This window comes from Hymenobacter coalescens, from assembly GCF_054783195.1.
On sequence record NZ_BAAGRA010000022.1, the window covers coordinates 173,915 to 190,587 of the forward strand.

Annotated in this window: 17 protein-coding genes; 4 read left to right on the plus strand and 13 right to left on the minus strand. The window is 64.2% G+C overall.

Annotated features, from left to right (window positions below):
* Positions 1 to 503 precede the first annotated feature (503 nt).
* A complete protein-coding gene (cphA, locus tag ACYVKQ_RS20695; RefSeq protein ID WP_460677265.1) occupies positions 504 to 3,149 on the plus strand; it encodes a cyanophycin synthetase in 2,646 nt (881 codons plus the stop codon).
* A gap of 72 nt (positions 3,150 to 3,221) precedes the next feature.
* Here the strand turns inward: cphA and ACYVKQ_RS20700 are convergent, their stop codons facing one another.
* Entirely contained in the window at positions 3,222 to 4,169 is a 948-nt protein-coding gene (locus ACYVKQ_RS20700; RefSeq protein WP_460677266.1) for a hypothetical protein, read from the minus strand.
* A gap of 124 nt (positions 4,170 to 4,293) precedes the next feature.
* On the opposite strand from ACYVKQ_RS20700, the gene ACYVKQ_RS20705 reads away from it, so the two are divergent.
* Together ACYVKQ_RS20705 and kdsA are read left to right on the plus strand one after the other, a co-directional pair.
* On the plus strand, positions 4,294 to 4,911 hold the full coding sequence (locus tag ACYVKQ_RS20705; protein ID WP_460677267.1) for a methyltransferase domain-containing protein: 618 nt from the start codon (positions 4,294 to 4,296) through the stop codon (positions 4,909 to 4,911).
* A 167-nt stretch (positions 4,912 to 5,078) separates the two neighbouring features.
* Entirely contained in the window at positions 5,079 to 5,903 is an 825-nt protein-coding gene (gene kdsA, locus ACYVKQ_RS20710; protein ID WP_460677268.1) for a 3-deoxy-8-phosphooctulonate synthase, read from the plus strand.
* Between the two features lie 101 nt (positions 5,904 to 6,004).
* Here the strand turns inward: kdsA and ACYVKQ_RS20715 are convergent, their stop codons facing one another.
* Positions 6,005 to 6,808, minus strand: a complete 804-nt coding sequence (locus ACYVKQ_RS20715) for an O-methyltransferase (protein WP_460677269.1) — start codon at positions 6,806 to 6,808, stop codon at positions 6,005 to 6,007.
* A gap of 96 nt (positions 6,809 to 6,904) precedes the next feature.
* On the minus strand, positions 6,905 to 7,291 hold the full coding sequence (apaG, locus tag ACYVKQ_RS20720) for a Co2+/Mg2+ efflux protein ApaG (protein ID WP_460677270.1): 387 nt from the start codon (positions 7,289 to 7,291) through the stop codon (positions 6,905 to 6,907).
* A 118-nt stretch (positions 7,292 to 7,409) separates the two neighbouring features.
* Between apaG and ACYVKQ_RS20725 the strand changes: the two genes are divergently transcribed.
* Complete coding sequence (locus ACYVKQ_RS20725; RefSeq protein ID WP_460677271.1) at positions 7,410 to 8,072, plus strand: uracil-DNA glycosylase; 663 nt, start codon at positions 7,410 to 7,412, stop codon at positions 8,070 to 8,072.
* Between the two features lie 134 nt (positions 8,073 to 8,206).
* On the opposite strand, the gene lepB is transcribed toward ACYVKQ_RS20725, so the two are convergent.
* The 10 genes from lepB to ACYVKQ_RS20775 form a co-directional block, all read right to left on the minus strand.
* Complete coding sequence (gene lepB / locus ACYVKQ_RS20730; RefSeq protein ID WP_460677272.1) at positions 8,207 to 9,367, minus strand: signal peptidase I; 1,161 nt, start codon at positions 9,365 to 9,367, stop codon at positions 8,207 to 8,209.
* 192 nt (positions 9,368 to 9,559) lie between these two features.
* Positions 9,560 to 10,279, minus strand: a complete 720-nt coding sequence (gene dapB / locus ACYVKQ_RS20735) for a 4-hydroxy-tetrahydrodipicolinate reductase (protein WP_460677273.1) — start codon at positions 10,277 to 10,279, stop codon at positions 9,560 to 9,562.
* 4 nt (positions 10,280 to 10,283) lie between these two features.
* Positions 10,284 to 10,976 (minus strand): DUF5683 domain-containing protein, encoded by a 693-nt coding sequence (locus ACYVKQ_RS20740; RefSeq protein WP_460677274.1) that lies wholly within the window; start codon positions 10,974 to 10,976, stop codon positions 10,284 to 10,286.
* 39 nt (positions 10,977 to 11,015) lie between these two features.
* Complete coding sequence (locus ACYVKQ_RS20745; RefSeq protein WP_460677275.1) at positions 11,016 to 11,969, minus strand: ParB/RepB/Spo0J family partition protein; 954 nt, start codon at positions 11,967 to 11,969, stop codon at positions 11,016 to 11,018.
* Positions 11,970 to 12,258: 289 nt separating this feature from the next.
* Positions 12,259 to 13,521: a D-alanyl-D-alanine carboxypeptidase/D-alanyl-D-alanine-endopeptidase gene (locus ACYVKQ_RS20750; protein ID WP_460677276.1), complete on the minus strand. Its 1,263-nt coding sequence runs from the start codon at positions 13,519 to 13,521 to the stop codon at positions 12,259 to 12,261.
* A gap of 237 nt (positions 13,522 to 13,758) precedes the next feature.
* Entirely contained in the window at positions 13,759 to 14,157 is a 399-nt protein-coding gene (locus ACYVKQ_RS20755) for an OsmC family protein (RefSeq protein ID WP_460677277.1), read from the minus strand.
* A gap of 236 nt (positions 14,158 to 14,393) precedes the next feature.
* Complete coding sequence (locus tag ACYVKQ_RS20760; RefSeq protein ID WP_460677278.1) at positions 14,394 to 14,840, minus strand: DUF1572 family protein; 447 nt, start codon at positions 14,838 to 14,840, stop codon at positions 14,394 to 14,396.
* Positions 14,830 to 15,645 carry a PhzF family phenazine biosynthesis protein gene (locus tag ACYVKQ_RS20765; protein ID WP_460677279.1) on the minus strand — a complete coding sequence of 272 codons (816 nt, stop codon included), beginning with the start codon at positions 15,643 to 15,645 and terminating at the stop codon, positions 14,830 to 14,832. The genes ACYVKQ_RS20760 and ACYVKQ_RS20765 overlap by 11 nt, the downstream gene beginning before the upstream one ends.
* Before the next feature lie 45 nt (positions 15,646 to 15,690).
* Positions 15,691 to 16,041: a nuclear transport factor 2 family protein gene (locus tag ACYVKQ_RS20770; protein WP_460677280.1), complete on the minus strand. Its 351-nt coding sequence runs from the start codon at positions 16,039 to 16,041 to the stop codon at positions 15,691 to 15,693.
* A gap of 86 nt (positions 16,042 to 16,127) precedes the next feature.
* Positions 16,128 to 16,670 (minus strand): DUF4240 domain-containing protein, encoded by a 543-nt coding sequence (locus tag ACYVKQ_RS20775; protein WP_460677281.1) that lies wholly within the window; start codon positions 16,668 to 16,670, stop codon positions 16,128 to 16,130.
* Between the last annotated feature and the right edge of the window lie 3 nt (positions 16,671 to 16,673).

The window sequence follows — 16,673 nt, forward strand, 5'->3', positions numbered from 1 at the left end:
AAACGCATAAAGCCCCCGCTTATGAAGCGGAGGCTTTGGGCAAACCTAGCGTGCCGGCCTTAGGCCGACAACCACACTTACGCGGCCCGGCCGGCGAGCGGATTGGGGAGCGAAAAAAAAGTGCCGGCCGGTAACCCGACCGGCAGAACGCAAAAAACCGCGGCCCAAAGGGCAGCGGTTTTCTCCTTATTCCAAACAAGGTGCTTTTCGGCACCCTGCGTACACAACCACGCAAAAAGCGGATAAGTGCCTGATGAACTGTTGGTAATCGAGGGGCTTATTGCATATTTTGAGGGAATTATGGGTCTAAGCTCGACGGTATAGCCGTGCGCGGGGTATTAACACCGGCTGTTCGCGTGTCAGGCCGGTACATAGGTGGCCGCGCGTCGGCGTTGACAAGGCCCCGAAAAAACGGCCTGTTACCGTGCCTCGGCCATATCCCTAGGCGGGGCGAGGCCGTAGAAGCGGGCACCATTCCCCCTTCTTCTCAACATCCGTTCTTTATGAAAATCGTTGACCTCCGCACCATGCGCGGTCCGAGCTACTGGTCTGTGAAGCACCGCAAAGTGATTGTGCTCAAGCTGGATCTGGAAGACCTGGCCGATACGTGGAGCAACGCCGTGCCCGGGCTCGACGGGCGCCTGCTCAAGCTGTTGCCCGACCTGGGCCTGCCTTGCAGCAAAAACTCCCGCGACGTGCTGAAGCGCCCGCCGCTCACGCGCGAGCAGCTGGCCGACGGCGAACCGTGGGGCCACGTCGTGCAGCACATTGCCCTGCTGCTGCAGCGCATGGCCGGCATGCCCGTCAGCTGGGGCAAGGCCCGCCCCGCCCACGAAGAAGGCATGGAAGTGGTGCTGTTTGAGTACCAGGAAGAGCGGGCAGGGCGCGTGGCCGCCGAGGCCGCCGTGGACCTGCTCAACGCCGTGGTGCGCAAAGAGAAATACGACGTGCGCGCCATCGTCGATGAGCTACACGAAATCCGCGAGGACGAGTTCTTTGGTCCCAGCACCCACAGCATCGTGGCCGAGGCGGCCTCGCGCGGCATTCCCTACATTCAGCTGGAAGGCTCCAACATCATTCAGCTGGGCTACGGCGTAAACCAGAAGCGCATCTGGGCCACCACCTCGTCGTACACCTCGCACGCGGCGGTGGAAATTGCCGGCAACAAAAACCGCACGAAACGCATGCTGCGCAACGCGGGCGTGCCCGTGCCCCGCGGCACCACCGTGTACGACGCCGACGAACTGCGGCAAGCCATCGAGGAGCTGGGCTTTCCCATCGTGACCAAGCCGCTCGACGGCAACCATGGCAAAGGCGCCTCCATCAACCTCACCAGCTGGAAGGAGGCCCTGGCGGGCTTCAAGGCAGCGCAGGTGTACTCGCAGGCCGTCATCGTGGAGCAGTTCATCGAGGGCTTCGACTTCCGCCTGCTCGTCATCAACGGCAAGCTGGTGGCCGCGGCCAAGCGCACCCCGGCCTGCGTCACCGGTGACGGGGTGCACACCATTCAGGAGCTGATTGACGAGATTAACAAGGACCCGCGCCGCGGCGTGGGCCACGAAAAGGTGCTCACCCGCATCAAAATCGACAAGCACACCCAGCAGATCCTGAAAGCCCGCGAGCTGACGCCCAAATCGGTGCTGCCGGCCGGGGAAATCCTGTACCTAAAGAGCACGGCCAACATCAGCACCGGCGGCACCGCCACCGACGTGACCGATCTGGTGGACCCCTACAACGTGCTGCTCGCCGAGCGCGTGGCCGGCATCGTGGGCCTCGACATCTGCGGCATCGACGTGCTGACTACCGACATTGCCATTCCGCTCAACGAAACGCGCGGGGCCGTCATCGAAGTAAACGCCGCGCCGGGCTTCCGCATGCACATCTCACCGGCCGAAGGGCTGCCGCGCAACGTGGCCGCGCCGGTGGTGGACATGCTGTTTCCGCAGGGCTCCAAGTCGCGCATTCCCATCTTCGCCGTGACGGGCACCAACGGCAAGACCACCACCTCGCTGCTGCTGGCGCACATCGTAGCCTCCAAGGGCTACAAAGTAGGCAACACCACCACCTCGGGCATCTTTATCCAGGGCCGGCAGCTGCAGAGCGGCGACTGCACCGGCGCGCAGAGCACCGAGTTTGTGCTGAAAGACCCGACGGTGAACTTCGCCGTGCTGGAGGTGGCCCGCGGCGGCATGCTGCGCTCGGGGTTGGGCTTCAACTACTGCGACGTGGCCGTGGTCACGAACGTGGCCGCCGACCACCTCGGGCTAAAGGACATTCACACCGTGGAGGAAATGGCGCAGGTGAAGGGTGTGCTGCCCCGCACCGTGCGCAAAGGCGGCTGGGCCGTGCTCAACGCCGACAACGACCACACCTACGCCATGCGCGAACGGCTGCAATGTGGCGTGGCCCTCTTCAGCATGCACGACGACTGCCAGCGCATCCGGGAGCACGTAGAGGCTGGGGGCGTGGCCGCCGTGTACGAAGAAGGTTACATCACCATCTACAAGAATACCTACAAGCTGCGCATCACCCGCGCCGAGGACATTCCGGTGACTTTTGGTGGGCGGGCCAAGTTCAACATCGAAAATGCGCTGGCCGCCGCGCTGGCCGCGTACTGCTACGGCTTCACGAAGGACGACATCAAGACGGCGCTCTGCACGTTTACCCCGTCGGCCACCAACACGCCGGGCCGCATGAACGTGTTCCGCTTCCCCACCTTCGAGGTCATCGTCGATTACGCCCACAACACCCACGGCATCGAGAAATTCGCCGAGTTTCTGGAGGCCACGCCCGCCACGCACAAGGTGGGCATTGTCTCGGGCCTGGGCGACCGGCGCGAGCAGGATACCATCGACTACGCCCGCGTGGCCGGCCGCATCTTCGACGAGGTGGTGCTGCGCCAGGACCAGGACCTGCGCGGCAAAACCGCCGAGGAGCTGGAAGCCCTCATGCGCCGGGGCCTGACCATGGACAAGCCCGACCTGCCCATCACCTACATCGACAACGAGCCCGAGGCCATCGACTTCGCCCTGCAGAACGCGCGTGAAGGCTCGGTCATCACCATCTTTACCGAGGATATCAAGCACACGATTGCCAAGCTCGAAGCCTTCGAAGCCAGCCTGAGCGAAGCCCAGCGGCAGCCCGCTTAAGCCCGTTTGCTGCCCACGAAAAAGCCCCGCCGGACCTGCGTCCGGCGGGGCTTTTAAGTTGAACCCTGAGGCTTATTTCAGCGTGAAGGTGGTCTTGCCGATCAGGTAGCCGTCGGCGTACAGCTCCACGGTGTGGGGGCCGGTTTTGTATTCGGTGCCCTTGGCGTACACAAACTGCACGCCCTGGCGGGTGTTGTCGTACACCAGTTCCTGCTTGGCGGTGTAGAAGGCTTCGTTGCCGTCGATGAGGAAGGTGCCGCCGCCGGTGCTCAGGTTGTAGAGGGCCGCGCCGTCGGGCTCCAGCAGGCGCATCATGATCTGCTTGGTTTCCTTGGGCGCCACCTCGTTCTGGCCCAGGTTAAAGCTGATTTTGATTTTCTCGACGCGCTTGGCCTTGAACTCGTTGTCGTCGTCGCTGTCTTCCTTGTTGCGGCGGTTGATGACCCCGATGCGGATGTTTTCAGCCCGCAGGCGCGAGGCAATGGCTACTTTCTCGCTCAGCTCCTGGTTGGTGCGGGCAATGGTGCCGATGGTGTCGGTGAGCTTGTTCTGGCGCTCCTTGAGGGTTTGCGTCTCGGTGAAGAGCATTTCGTTGTCCTTCTTGAGCTGAGCAATTTCCTCATCCTTCTGCCGCAGCTGCCGCTCGAAGTTCTGGGCGCGCTGCTGGTAGCGCTTCTGGTCGGCCAGCGAGAAGGAGCCGGCGCGGAAAGAGCGCAGCTTCAGCAGGTCGGCGTTGACGGAGGCAATCTTGGCTTCGAGCGAGTCGTTGGCCAGGCCCATGCCCTGCAGCTCCTGGCTTTGGCGCTCGAAGTCGGCTTTGAGCGTTTCGTACTGCTTGATCTGCTCTTCCAGCTTGGTGTCCTTGACCTTGATGTCGGCGGCCAATTGTTCGTTTTGCTTGCTCTTCTGCTGGTTCATGTAGAAGAGGATGCCGTTGATGCCGACAAGCACGAGCACCAAGGCCGCCAGAAGCAACCAGCGGTTGTTATTGCGGCGTTCGGGAGCTTGTTGTTGTTCCATAAGCGGGAAAAGTGAATGAAGCCGGGCCGGGTCCGGTGCCGGGCCACAGCGTTACCTTTACGCCAAAAATACACGGATATTATAACCGGGCAACTTTCTCGGCCCGCGTAGCGCCGCCTTTTGCATGTCCGAATCCAATTTTGACGCCGCTTACTGGAGCACCCGCTACGCCGCGGGTCAGGACCAGTGGGACGCGGGCGCCATTACCGAACCGTTGCGGGCGTACCTCGCCCAGCTGGGCCCGCCCGACGCGCGCCGCATCCTGATTCCGGGCGCCGGCCGCGCTTACGAAGCTGAGTATCTGCATCGAGCCGGCTGGCCTGAGGTGTGGGTGGCCGACTTCGCCGCGGCGCCCCTGCAGGCCTTGCAGCAGCGCGTGCCCGACTTCCCGGCGGCGCATTTGCTGCGGGCCGACTTCTTCCAGCTCGGCGGGCGGTTCGACCTCCTCCTGGAGCAAACATTTTTTTGCGCCCTCGACCCCGCGCTGCGCCCGGCGTATGCCCGCCAGTGCGCCGAGCTGCTGCGCCCCGGCGGCAAACTCGTGGGCTTGCTGTTCGACGGCCTGGTCGGGCCGGGTGACGGGCCGCCCTTCGGGGGCACGCGCGAGGAATACCGCGAGTATTTCGCGCCGTACTTCGATTTTGTGCATTTCGAGGCCGCTTACAATTCCATCAAGCCGCGGCAAGGGCGGGAGCTGTTTATCTGCCTGCGGCGGAAGGAGCACGCCGGGGCACGGCTGTAGCGCGGACTTTAGTCCGCGTCCCCGGATAGTAATTCACCTCGTTGTGATGACCACCGTCCAGTTCTGCGGAGTTACCAGCTGCGGACGCGACCGGAACCGAAGGAAGGCGTAGCCAAGTCCGCGCTACTTCCCGACCTTTGTCGCTACTCTAACCTGGCTTTCATGCTATGATTGACACCCTCGCCACCGCCCTTCCGCACTTCCGCAACACCAACTCGGGCCAATTTTTCCTGATGGCCGGTCCCTGCGTTATCGAAGGCGAAGACATGGCCCTGCGCATTGCCGAGCAGGTGCGCACGCTCTGCGACCGGCTGCAGATTCCGTACGTTTTCAAAGGTTCCTACCGCAAGGCCAACCGCTCCCGCATCGATTCCTTCACGGGCATCGGCGACGAAACGGCGCTGAAGATTCTGCAGAAAGTCGGCCGCGAAATCGGCGTGCCGACGGTGACGGACATTCACGAGTCGGGCGAGGCCGCGCTGGCCGCCGAGTACGTGGACGTGCTGCAGATTCCGGCTTTCCTGTGCCGCCAGACCGAGTTGCTGGTGGCCGCCGCCGAAACCGGCAAGGTGGTCAACATCAAAAAGGGCCAGTTTCTCTCAGGCGAGGCCATGGGCTTCGCGGTGGACAAGGTGAAGCAATCGGGCAACCCGCACGTCATCCTCACCGACCGGGGCAACTCCTTCGGCTACACCGACCTGGTGGTCGATTTCCTGAATATCCCGGCCATGCAGCGCTTCGGCGTGCCGGTGGTGATGGATGTGACGCACTCCCTGCAGCAGCCTAACCAGAGCAGCGGCGTGACGGGCGGCAAGCCCGAAATGATCCAAACCATTGCCAGCGCCGCCATTGCCGCCGGCGCCGACGGCCTCTTCATCGAAACGCACCCGACGCCGGCCACCGCCAAGTCAGACGGCGCCAACATGCTGCAGCTCGACCGCCTGGAGCGGCTGCTGGAGCGTCTCACCCGCATCCGCGAAGCCGTCCGTTAGCACGTAGCGCGGGCTTGCGCCCATGTTTGGCCGGCCGATAGCCGCACGGCTATCGGCCGGATGCTGGCGTTTCCACCGGACCGATGCGCGCTTAAGTCAGGCTACACGCCCAGCCCGCGGCCTTCGATGCGCAGCGTGAAATGCTGCTTGGGCGCGTTTCGGCGGAAAAACACCAGTCCGATGAAGAACAGATCGATGGTAGTCGTCACGTCCGGGTGGGCTTTGATGGCTTCCCAGGCCCGCTCCATCTCGGCCGACCAGTGAATGTCGTCGAACACGAACACCGACTCGTCGGTGCGGTAGGGCAGGCACTGCTCCAGGTAGCGCAGCGTCGGCTCGTAGCGGTGGTTGCCGTCGAAAAAGGCAAAATCCAGCGGCTGGCCAAGGCGGGCCAGGGCGTCGGGCAAGGTCTGGTCGAAGTTGCCCTCGATCAGCTCCACGTTTTGCAAGCCCAGTTGCTGGATGGTTTCGTGGGCCACGGCAGCCGTTTCGGGGCAGCCTTCAAAGGTCAGCACCCGCGCCTTCGTGGCCGCCGACGCCAGGTAGGCCGTGGTCAGGCCCAGGGAAGTGCCCAGCTCCAGCACGGTAGCGGGCTGCTGGTAGTTGACGAGGCGAAACAGCAGCTGCGCCAATCGCGCGGGCTTGGCCGCGTGCCGGGCTACGTCGCGCACGGCCCGCTCGCGGCCGGCGCCGGTGAGGGAACCCGCGCCGTAATCGGTGATGCGCAGGCGGCGCTGATCCTCGCGCAGAGCGGCCCGGCGCAGTTCGATGGGCTCGAAAGGACTGTACTCGCCGGTGTGGCAGACGACGTCGAGGTACAGGGAAAAAACAAACGGGGAATGCAGCCCGTGGGCATTACCCGAACGAAGCCAGTAGCGGAGGTAGCGCAGTGCCTGCTGAAGCAAAGGAGGTCGATTGTTAAATGGCTGAATGGTTAAATGGCTGGCCGTTCTGGTATCGTCAGAGCGGCCAGCCATTCAGCCATTTGGCCAAGTAGCCAGTTAATTCAGTCGGAACGGCACCACGAGGGTAAACTCGGGAATCTCGACCTCAAAGGTACGGCCGTCGGCCACGCGCTCCATCAGGTAGGTGCCGCGCATCTTGCCGATGCCGGTCTTCAGGTTGCAGCCCGATACGTACTGGTGGCCGTCGCCGGGCTCCAGGGTGGGCTGCTGGCCCACCACACCTTCGCCTTCCACTTCGCGCACCACGCCGTTGGCGTCGTAGATGTGCCAGTGTCGGCGCAGCAGCTTCACGGTGTACTCGCTGTGGTTGCGAATGTCAATCTTATAGGCAAAAACGAAATGCTCCTGCTGGGGGCTGGAATACTCCGAGAGGTAACTGGTCGAGACGCTGACGGTGACGCCCTGGGTGGTCGTTGAGTTCATGGCGCGGGAATGACAACAGGTGAGGCAGTAGGGCTAACAGCAGCCTTTCGGATTTGGTTTACGTACGCACTCCGGCTACGTTTGGCCCGCCGAATAGCATCCCGTACCCCCAAGAGGCATGAGCGTAAAGATAGAAGAAAGCTGGCGCAAGGTGTTGCAGCCCGAGTTTGAAAAGCCCTATTTTCAGGAGCTTATTGCATTTGTCAAGCAGGAATACGCCACCCAGACGGTGTACCCGGCCGGCAACCAGATTTTTCACGCCTTCGACGCGGCGCCCTTCGATCAGGTGAAGGTGGTCATCCTCGGCCAGGACCCCTACCACGGCCGCGGCCAGGCGCACGGGCTGGCGTTTTCGGTGCAGCACGGCGTGCGCAGCCCCCCGTCGCTCATCAACATCTTCAAGGAACTGGAAGCCGATCTGTGCATTCCGCGCCCGCCCGACGGCAACCTGGACCGCTGGGCCGAGCAGGGCGTGCTGCTGCTCAACGCCACGCTCACCGTGCGTGCCGCCACCGCCGGCTCGCACCAGAAGCGGGGCTGGGAGGAATTTACCGACGAGGTCATCCGGAAGATTTCCGAGCAGAAGGAGCACGTGGTATTCATTCTCTGGGGGGCTTACGCCCAGAAAAAGGCCGAGCTGATCGACCAGGGCAAGCACCTCGTGCTGAAAGCCGCGCATCCCTCGCCCTACGCCGCTGACAAAGGCTTTTTCGGTTCCAAGCCCTTCAGCAAGACAAACGCGTACCTGAAGCAGCACGGCCTGGAGCCGATCAACTGGTAGAGCGCTGCGCCGGTACCACCAAGTGTTCGTGGCGAGCAACCCGATAGTACCGGCGCAGCGCACGGGCGCTGCCTTGCAATAAAAAAAGCCCGGCTGGAGTAGCCGGGCTTTTTTCGGGATGCGCTGCGGGGCGCTTAGTCAATCGTGTTGAACAGGCGGTTCCAGCGAATTTTGCCGCTCACGCCGCCGAATGGGTCCACCGACATCCAGATCAGCACGGCCTTGCCCACGATGTGGTCCTCGGGCACGAAGCCCCAGTAGCGCGAGTCCAGCGAGTTGTGGCGGTTGTCGCCCATCATGAAGTAGTAGTTCTGCTTGAAGGTGTAGCTGGTCAGCGGCTTGCCGTCCTGCAGAATCTGGCCGATGCCCAGCGAGACGTTGTCGTTGTGCTCGTAGCGCATGATGATCTTGGCGTAGATCGGCACGTTCTGCGGGGTAAGCTGCACGGTCTGGCCTTTCTTGGGCAGCTGCAGCGGGCCGTAGTTGTCGCGGTTCCAGGTGACCTGCGGCGTGGGCGTGGAGTGCGGGTAGTCGGGGTTGTTCGGGAACACGTCGATTTCCGTCTTGCCCGGCTCGGCCACGTCGCGCGTCAGGCTGCGCACGTAGGGCTGCTTCTTGAAGAAGTCGGCCGTGGTGGCGGTCATGTCCACCAGGTAGGTGGGCGTCGGAAACATGGGGCTCGGCGTGGGCAGGCCGTCCGCGTCGTTGTAGCTCACCACATTGTGCTCCCGAAAGGCGCGCTTCAACTCGTCGTCGGGCTGGGGCACGTCCAGGGCGTAGGTGGTCTGCGAGCCGGCCGGGGTGCCCTGCGACTTGCCATTGATAAACACCTCCTGATTTTTGATTTCCAGCACGTCGCCGGCCACCGCCACGCAGCGCTTGATGTAGTTGGTGCGCAGGTCGGCCGGGTGCTCGTCTTCGAAGGGCACGTTGAACACGACCACGTCGCCGCGCTTCACCTCCGAAAAGCCCGGCAGGCGGAAGGAGGGCAGCTGAATCAGGTCCGAGTAGCTCTTGATGCCCGAGCCCCACAGCGTCTGGTGCGTCAGGGGCACCTGCAACGGCGTCTGCGGGGTGCGCGGGCCGTAGTGCAGCTTGCTCACGAAGAGGTAGTCGCCCACCAGCAGGGAGTTCTCCATGGAGGGCGTCGGGATGGTGTAGGCCTCGAAGGTGGCCCAGCGTATCAGCGTGGCGGCCACCACCGCAAACAGGATAGCGTCGCCCCACTCGCGCCAGAAGCCTTTGGGCTTGGTCGGCTGCTCAGCCGGTTTTTTCTTCCAGAAAGTAACTGCCATTGAAAACAACAAACCGGCGAAACCGCCTTTGGGTGTCAAGAAAGAGGATTTGAGCGGCTGAATATCCGATTTTCCCCGTCTACTGATGCTGCCCGAAGCAAAAAGCTGCGGGCGGCCGTCGTCAATTGCCCGGGCCTAACTAAAAAGAACGCGCCGAAACGCGTTCCTTCAAGGCGGCCGTGGCCACGGAAATTACAGCCCGAGCAGGTCTTTCATGCCGTACACGCCCTGTTTGCCGGGCAGCCACTCGGCCGCCAACACGGCGCCGTGGGCGAAGCCTTCGCGCGAGAGGGCCTCGTGCTTCAGCTCCAGCACGTCGGCCGGCGAGGTGTACGTGACGATGTGCGTGCCCACCGTTTCGGCCAAACGCTCGGACAGGATGGCCAATTCCTCCGGCGACTGGGCCGGGTCGTTGCGCCATTTCTTTTTCTCGGGGTAGTGGCGCAGAATACCCTCGGCCACCGTCAGGGCGGTGCCGCTGGGCTGATCCACCTTGTGCACGTGGTGAATCTCGCGCACCTGCACGTCGTAGCCGCCGAACTGGTGCATTTTGGCCGCGATGTACTCGTTGAAGTGGAAGAACAGGTTCACGCCCACGCTGTAGTTGGAAGCGTAGAACAGCGCGCCGCCCGTGGATTTCGCCAACGCTTTCGCCTCTGGAAAGTGGTGCAGCCAGCCCGTGGAGCCGCACACCACCGGCAGCCCTTGGCGCAGGCAGGCCTGCACGTTGGCAAAGGCCGCGTCGGGGTGGGTAAACTCAATGGCTACATCGGCGTTGTGCGGACCGAACTGGCTGAGCTGGGTTTCGGGCTGCGAGGGGTCGATGATGCCGGCAATCTGGTGGCCGCGGCTGCGGGCCTGGGCTTCAATGGCACGGCCCATTTTGCCGTAGCCAATCAGGAGAATATTCATGGGACTAATGACGGCGCGGGGCAGCCGAAGTGGGCGCCTGGCGCAGCGTAAAGGTAAGGGCCATTCCGGCGGCCGGCGCGCCCGGCAGGGGCAAAGCGTAAGGCTGAATGTTCAGGCTGAGGTTGTCGCTCACGTCGAAGTCGTGTAGGTGCGCGTCCACCAGCGCGTCGACGATCTGCGCGCCGTAGGCCAGGCCGATGTAAGCAAAAAAAACGTCGCGGCGGGTGCGGTAAAAGTTGAAGGCCACGGACTGCAGCCGGTCGCCGTTGGCGTCCTGCGCATACAGCCCGGAGCGGCGGCCGGTGTCCCGGGCCCGCGGGTCCACCGCCGGGTCGATACCGCTCTGGGCCAGCCGCCGGGCGTCGATGCCCCGCTTGAATTCCTTGTACGCCTGCCAGTAGAAAACCTCGCCGTAAATGGTCGCGCCGAGCGCCCCGTACACCAGTGGCAACTTCCAGTATTTGTGGTTGTATACCTGGCCGGCGCCGGGCAGCACCGCCGCCAGGATAACGGCTTTCTGCGGCCGCGTCACGCGCCAGCCCAGCAGCCGCTGGTTGCGGCGCAAGGAGTCCGCTACGGTGGGGCCGGCCTGCACCCGCACCGAGTCGGAGCCGGCCGTGACGGTTTGGGCCTGGGCGCCATTCGCCAGACAAAACAGCCCCACTGCCAGGGGCAATGGGGCTAGTCGACGGTACATGGGGATAGGGCTACTCATAATGCTTCCCCACAACGCGGCTTACGCCGGCTGCAGTATGCTGATGATGCGGTGCATGTCTTCCGCCGAGTCAAAGCTGATGCGAATCTCGCCGCGGCCCTGAGCGGAGGGCTTCACTTGTACGCGCGAACCGAACCGGTCGGACAGGTGCCGCTCGGCGCGCTTGATTTCGGCCACCGGCACCACCGGCGCCTCCGTAGTCGGCGGCGTTTGCTCACCCTTGCCCGGAGCAGGGGCCGATACGCCCTGGCGCACCAGCTGCTCCACCCGGCGCACCGACATTTCTTCCGTCACGATGCGGCGGAAGAGGTTCAGCTGGGCGGCCGCGTCGTCCACGCTCAGCAGGGCGCGGGCGTGGCCCATGCTGATGACGCTGTCGCGCAGGCCGATCTGAATATCGGGCGGCAGCTTGAGCAGGCGCAGGTAGTTGGTCACGGTCGAGCGGTTTTTGCCCACCCGGTCGCCCAGCTCTTCCTGCTTCAGGTTGCACTCGCTCACCAGGCGCTGGTAGCTGAGGGCTATTTCAATGGCGTTGAGGTTTTCGCGCTGAATGTTCTCGATCAGCGCCATTTCCAGCATTTGCTGGTCGTCGGCCTTGCGGATGTATGCCGGAATGGCCTCCAGCCCCGCCAGGCGCGAGGCCTGCAGGCGACGCTCCCCGGAAATCAGCTGGTAAGCCGCCGGGCCCACCTGCCGCAGCGTGACGGGCTGGATGATGCCCTGCACTTTGATGCTTTCGGCCAACTCCTGCAGCGCTTCCTGATCGAAGTGGGTGCGCGGTTGGTAGGGGTTGGCCTCGATCTGGTCGGTCGGAATCAGGCCCACGGAATTGGCGGGGTGGGGCACCAGGCCCAGCCGCTCACTCTTTTTCTCGTAGCTTCCTTCGATGAGGGCGTTCAACCCGCGACCCAGGCCACCCATGCGGCGCTTAGCCAGCGGCGTCGGGGTGGTTTTCTCTTCGTGCTTCTCTGACATACTCACTCTGAGGCCAATCGGCCAACTGCCGGCCGATACGAAACCAAAAATAGCATAAACCCCCGTGAAACTTCCAGTAAATTTTGTGGAACGTTGGGTTAGGCGATTGTTAAACTGCTGATTGATAAATTTATATGCGTGGAACATTTTTATCGGGCTCGACCCGGACCAGGGTGGCGGGCCGTCCGGCAGCGGCCGGCGCGGGCCTTTCCGCACAGGATGCTTCCGGACGCGTGCTACGACCACCGGGCGGGCGGATGCCCGCGCTGCGGGGCCCTGGCGGCAAGCCTTACAGCTGCTCGCGCACCAGCGTCAGCACGCGCTCCATCTCGCGGCGAACGATGCCGGTGGTGGCTAAGTGATTGTTGTTCAGAAAACTGACGGCCAGCAGGCGGCTCGAGCGGGTGCGCAGGTAGCCGCAGAGGTTGTGGTTGTTGGTCAGCGTGCCCGTCTTGCCCCAGAACCACAATTCTTTCGGGTCGCGGTAGGCGCGCTTGAGGGTGCCCTGCCGGCCGCCGGCCGCCAGCAGGTCGAGCAGGCGCGGCTCGGGCACCAGCTGGTAAAGCTTCAGGAGCAGGGCCACTTGGTTGCGCGGCGTGGAGAGATTCTGGCGCGAAAGGCCGGAGCCATCGACCCAGGCCACCGAGTCGGGCAGCTCGCGTAGCCAGCCCTGCCCGCGCACGTGCCGGATGGTGCGCGCAATGCTGAGCGTGTCGTGGCCGAGCTGGGCGGAGCAGAGCAGCAGGGTTTGCTCGGCCAGGAAGTTGTCGCTGACGCGGATGGTGCGCCGTAGCAGCGAGTCCACGTTCAAGCCGTAGTAGGTGCGGGGCGCCTCGCCGGGGCGCAGGCGCCAGCGGGCGGGCTGCACGTCGCGCTTCAGGGTATCGCGCAGCAGCTGCAGCAGCAGCGGCTGGTCGGTGCGGAAGGGCACTTCGTCGACCCACGCCTTCGGGGCCGGGTACCAGGTGTAGCGGTTGGCTTCCAGCTCGCGGCGCACGTGGTCGGGGCTGGTGGCGCCGGCGGCCGCACGCTGCGTGGCGGCCCTGAACGAGGCCGGGCGCACCACCACGCTGCTTTGGCCGGGCCGGCGGTAATAAAAGCGCACCGTGTGGCCGTAGATGGGAAAGGCGCCGCGCTCGGGCTGAAAGTAGTACGGAAAGTCGTCCCAGCTCCAGCCGGGGCCGAGCTTGGCGTCGGCCAGGGGCGTTTCGGCGTAGCGCAGCGGACCGGGCCAGCGCTGCAGCAGCTGGTAGGCGCGGGTGCTGGGAATGTCGCCGTGCAGAAACGAGGGGTCGGCCGTGCCGCGAAACAGCAGGGTATCGCCGCGGACGACGTAGCGCAGGGCCGGCACCGAATCGGGCAGGATGCGCAGCGCCGCGTACAGCGTAAGCATTTTTTGGGTGCTGGCCGGCACGAAGTACTTGTCAGCGTGCCAGGCCACCAGGGTTTCGCCGGTGGCCACGTCGGTGAGCTGCACGCCGGCGTGGTGCTGACGCAGGACCGGGGAGTTTTCCAGCTCGCGCACCAGCCAGTCGGTCGGGGCGGCGGGCAAGGGCGGAGACGTTGTGGGCGGGCTGGTTTGGGCCTGAGCGAAAGACGCGAAGCCGACCCAGCCGACCAAATGGAGAAGCAAACGGCGCATGAGGCGTCTAAACTACGGTAAGCCCGGCAGTTTTTGATTCCGGCCGGACCGCGTGGGCGCGCGGAGTGCTGCTTCATTCCGCGTCGCGTAGGATCAAGGCAGGAATAGGCGACATCGGGCCAGCCGACCCGGCAAGCCCAGGCCGGCTCAAAGCGACAAGGTAACGGCCAGGCCCCGGCGCAGCGTGTTGTGAACCTCGGCCACGCGGTCGGTGTGTCGGATCAGCGCTTCGATTTCCGCCGCCGGGGCGTCGGCCTCCACCCGGGCCGTATAGCGAAAATCGGTGCCAGGCTCACCGGGGCCACCGAAGGTGCCGTGGCACTCCACCGTCACGCTCGTCAGAACCAGGCCCCGCAGGGCCGCTTCGCGGTACAGGTCGTTGCCAAAGCAGGTGGCCAGGGCCAGCAGCAGCAGCTCGCCGCCGTTGACGGCAGAGCCGGCGCCCGTAGGCTTCGGGGGCAGGGGCAGCACCTGGGCCGCGCCGTTGGTTTGCACCGATGTGTGCAGTTGGTCAGCGGTGCTTTGGATGGTGGCGGAAATGGTCATGGTAGGAATGGGTTACATGGACCTGAGACTGTTAACATAGCCAAAGGCAACCACCCAATCACCTGGCCGCAGCGCTTTAAGGCTTGCCGGGATAGAGGCAATGGCCGCATCGGGGGCGCTGGGTCATGCGGCGTGCGGCCCCCGCCCACCGCGGCACTTGGCAGGGTAGGGCAGAGGCCAGGCCTGGGGCGGGCCCAGCACATCCGTCGGCGAGCCGGCCCAGGGGCATGCCGCCCTTATTGGTCGAGCAGGCGCCGGTGGTAGTTGACCTGGCCGAGGTGGTAGGCCAGGTGCGTGGCCAGGTGCGTCAGCAGGTACTCGGTCGAGGTTTTGTGCTCCAGGACCAGCGCGGGGTATTCCTCTGGCAAGGCCGCCGCCGGCAGCGCGGCCAGCGTCGTGGTAACTACTTCGAGGGTGTCGTCGAGGCGGCGCAGCAGTTCCGTCCGGGGCACGTCGCGCAAGGAAAATTCCAGCTCCCGGTGGCGCACGTAGCCGGTGTGGCCGAGCTCCCGGCCGATGTAGGTGTTCAGGTTGCCGATCAGGTGCAGGCACAGATTGCCGGCCGAATTGGCAATGGTGCCCGCGGTAAGCCAGAGGTGTTCCTCGCGGCTGTACAGTTCGATTTCGCGGCGCAGCCGCAGCAAATCCCGGCGGAACAGCGCGGATAAGGTATCAGTGCTCATGCGACTCTAGGTAAAACGTGCCCGCCAGCACCGTGACGGCTTCCCCGTAGATGCACACGCCGTCGGGCCGCAGCTCGGTGCGCATGTGCCCCGTGCGCGCCGACGACTGAAACGCCCGCAGCTCGCGTCGTTGCAGCTTGTCGGCCCAGTACTTGGTCAGGAAGGTGTGCACCCCGCCCGTAACGGGGTCCTCGTTGGTGCCGGCCCAGGGCCAGAAGTAACGGTAATGGAAATCGTAGGCGGGCGTATCGGCGCGGGCCGTCACCAGCACGCCGTTGATGCCCTGGTAGGAGCGCATCAAGGCCGCAAAATCGGGCTGCAGGCCGGCCAGCACCGCCGCGCGGCCGATTTCCAGCAGGATGATTTTGTTGCGGGGGCTGTAGCGGGCATTCAGGCAGTCGGCCAGGCCCAGGGCCTGCAGCACGGCCGTCGGCACGTCGATGGGCTCGGTTTCGTACACGGGAAAGCGCATGCGGATGCTGCCCTCTACCTGCTCGCACCGCAGTTCCACGCCATCGGGGTTGACGAACACCACTTGCTGCAGCCCGGTAGCGTCGAAGGTGACTTTGGCCGCCGCCAGCGTCGCGTGCCCGCACAGCGGAATTTCCTGCTTGGGCGTAAAAAACCGGATGTGGTAACCCCGGCCCGCGGCATCGGGCCGGACGAAAGCCGTTTCGGAAAACCCGATTTCGGCGGCGACGTGCTGCATGGTCGCCGCGCTCAGCTCGTGCTCGGGCAGGCACACGGCGGCCGGGTTACCCGCGAACCGCGTGGTGGTAAAGGAGTCGACGAAGTAAGTTTTCATGGGGCGAAGATGCGCAGGCCGGCGGAGCAAAGAGGGGGCCGCGCCCTACGCCGCGGGCTTGATGACGAAGGCCCGCAGCTCCGCCATCTGGCCGTCGCGAAAGCGCCACACGTCGCAGTACGCGTACTCCACGTCCTGCCCGTCTTCTGCCATGGTGATGGTGCCCAGGGCCGTCACAAAATCGTCCTCGGCAATCAGCTGCTCCACCCGAAACCGGGGCGGCTGCTGGTAGGCCGTGGCCATCCACGCGCGCACGGCCGCCTTGCCCCGCAGCGTCTGCTCGCCCACGAAGGTCCACGCGGTGTCCTCGGTGCAGCGGGCCAGGAAGCCTTCGTAGTCGCCGGCCGTGATGGCGGCGTTGGCTTGCTGGAGGGTGGTTTTGTTGGGGTTGGTCATGGGAAGAGGATTGAATGGTACGCTGAACTCGCGCCGGTTGAACGACCGCACTACGTCTGAATTTGCCCGGGTCATCTTCGCTACGGCTACCGAAACTTCTTCCACAGCTTGGGCAGCAGTTTGGGCAGGTCTTCCTCCTCCCAGTCGGTGCCCTTGGTCGGCGGAGCAAAGTCATAACTCAATCCGTGCGCTAGCGCCACGGCGCGCGGAAACGTCTCATCCTCGTCTTCCTTCCGGCCGGTTTGCCGCGCGTAGGCCTGGGTGGCCACGTACAGCAGGGCCTCAAAGTCACAGTCGTAGGGGCCGGGCGCCACGGTGGCCAGGGAATCGGGGTGTTGCAGAGCGGCCGTGAAGACGGCCTCGCCCTGCCCGATCAGCCAACAGCGGAAGTACAGGTAAGAGTCATCGGTGACGTAGCCGTCGATAATCTTCTGTGCCCCCATGATGCCGTAGTCGTCGGCCTGGGTGATGAGCTGGCGCAGCGTCAATTCGAAGCCGGTTATGTCCGCCAGCGGCCGGGCGGCCAGGGCCTCCACCAGGTACTGCACCCTGGCGTCGTGGTCGGCGGGGGCGGCGGCATTGGCTTGCTCGATCAGGTGCCAGAAGCTGGCGGTGGGCAGGGGGGGCATAGC

Excerpts from the sequence above, each read along its gene's own strand:
- ACYVKQ_RS20725 (WP_460677271.1), top strand. The coding sequence starts at position 7,410 with ATGAGCGTAAAGATAGAAGAAAGCTGGCGCAAGGTGTTGCAGCCCGAG.
- ACYVKQ_RS20700 (WP_460677266.1), bottom strand. The coding sequence starts at position 4,169 with ATGGAACAACAACAAGCTCCCGAACGCCGCAATAACAACCGCTGGTTG.
- ACYVKQ_RS20765 (WP_460677279.1), bottom strand. The coding sequence starts at position 15,645 with ATGAAAACTTACTTCGTCGACTCCTTTACCACCACGCGGTTCGCGGGT.
- ACYVKQ_RS20770 (WP_460677280.1), bottom strand. The coding sequence starts at position 16,041 with ATGACCAACCCCAACAAAACCACCCTCCAGCAAGCCAACGCCGCCATC.
- apaG (WP_460677270.1), bottom strand. The coding sequence starts at position 7,291 with ATGAACTCAACGACCACCCAGGGCGTCACCGTCAGCGTCTCGACCAGT.
- ACYVKQ_RS20760 (WP_460677278.1), bottom strand. The coding sequence starts at position 14,840 with ATGAGCACTGATACCTTATCCGCGCTGTTCCGCCGGGATTTGCTGCGG.
- lepB (WP_460677272.1), bottom strand. The coding sequence starts at position 9,367 with ATGGCAGTTACTTTCTGGAAGAAAAAACCGGCTGAGCAGCCGACCAAG.
- ACYVKQ_RS20775 (WP_460677281.1), bottom strand. The coding sequence starts at position 16,670 with ATGCCCCCCCTGCCCACCGCCAGCTTCTGGCACCTGATCGAGCAAGCC.
- kdsA (WP_460677268.1), top strand. The coding sequence starts at position 5,079 with ATGATTGACACCCTCGCCACCGCCCTTCCGCACTTCCGCAACACCAAC.
- ACYVKQ_RS20755 (WP_460677277.1), bottom strand. The coding sequence starts at position 14,157 with ATGACCATTTCCGCCACCATCCAAAGCACCGCTGACCAACTGCACACA.
- ACYVKQ_RS20705 (WP_460677267.1), top strand. The coding sequence starts at position 4,294 with ATGTCCGAATCCAATTTTGACGCCGCTTACTGGAGCACCCGCTACGCC.
- ACYVKQ_RS20745 (WP_460677275.1), bottom strand. The coding sequence starts at position 11,969 with ATGTCAGAGAAGCACGAAGAGAAAACCACCCCGACGCCGCTGGCTAAG.
- cphA (WP_460677265.1), top strand. The coding sequence starts at position 504 with ATGAAAATCGTTGACCTCCGCACCATGCGCGGTCCGAGCTACTGGTCT.
- ACYVKQ_RS20740 (WP_460677274.1), bottom strand. The coding sequence starts at position 10,976 with ATGTACCGTCGACTAGCCCCATTGCCCCTGGCAGTGGGGCTGTTTTGT.
- dapB (WP_460677273.1), bottom strand. The coding sequence starts at position 10,279 with ATGAATATTCTCCTGATTGGCTACGGCAAAATGGGCCGTGCCATTGAA.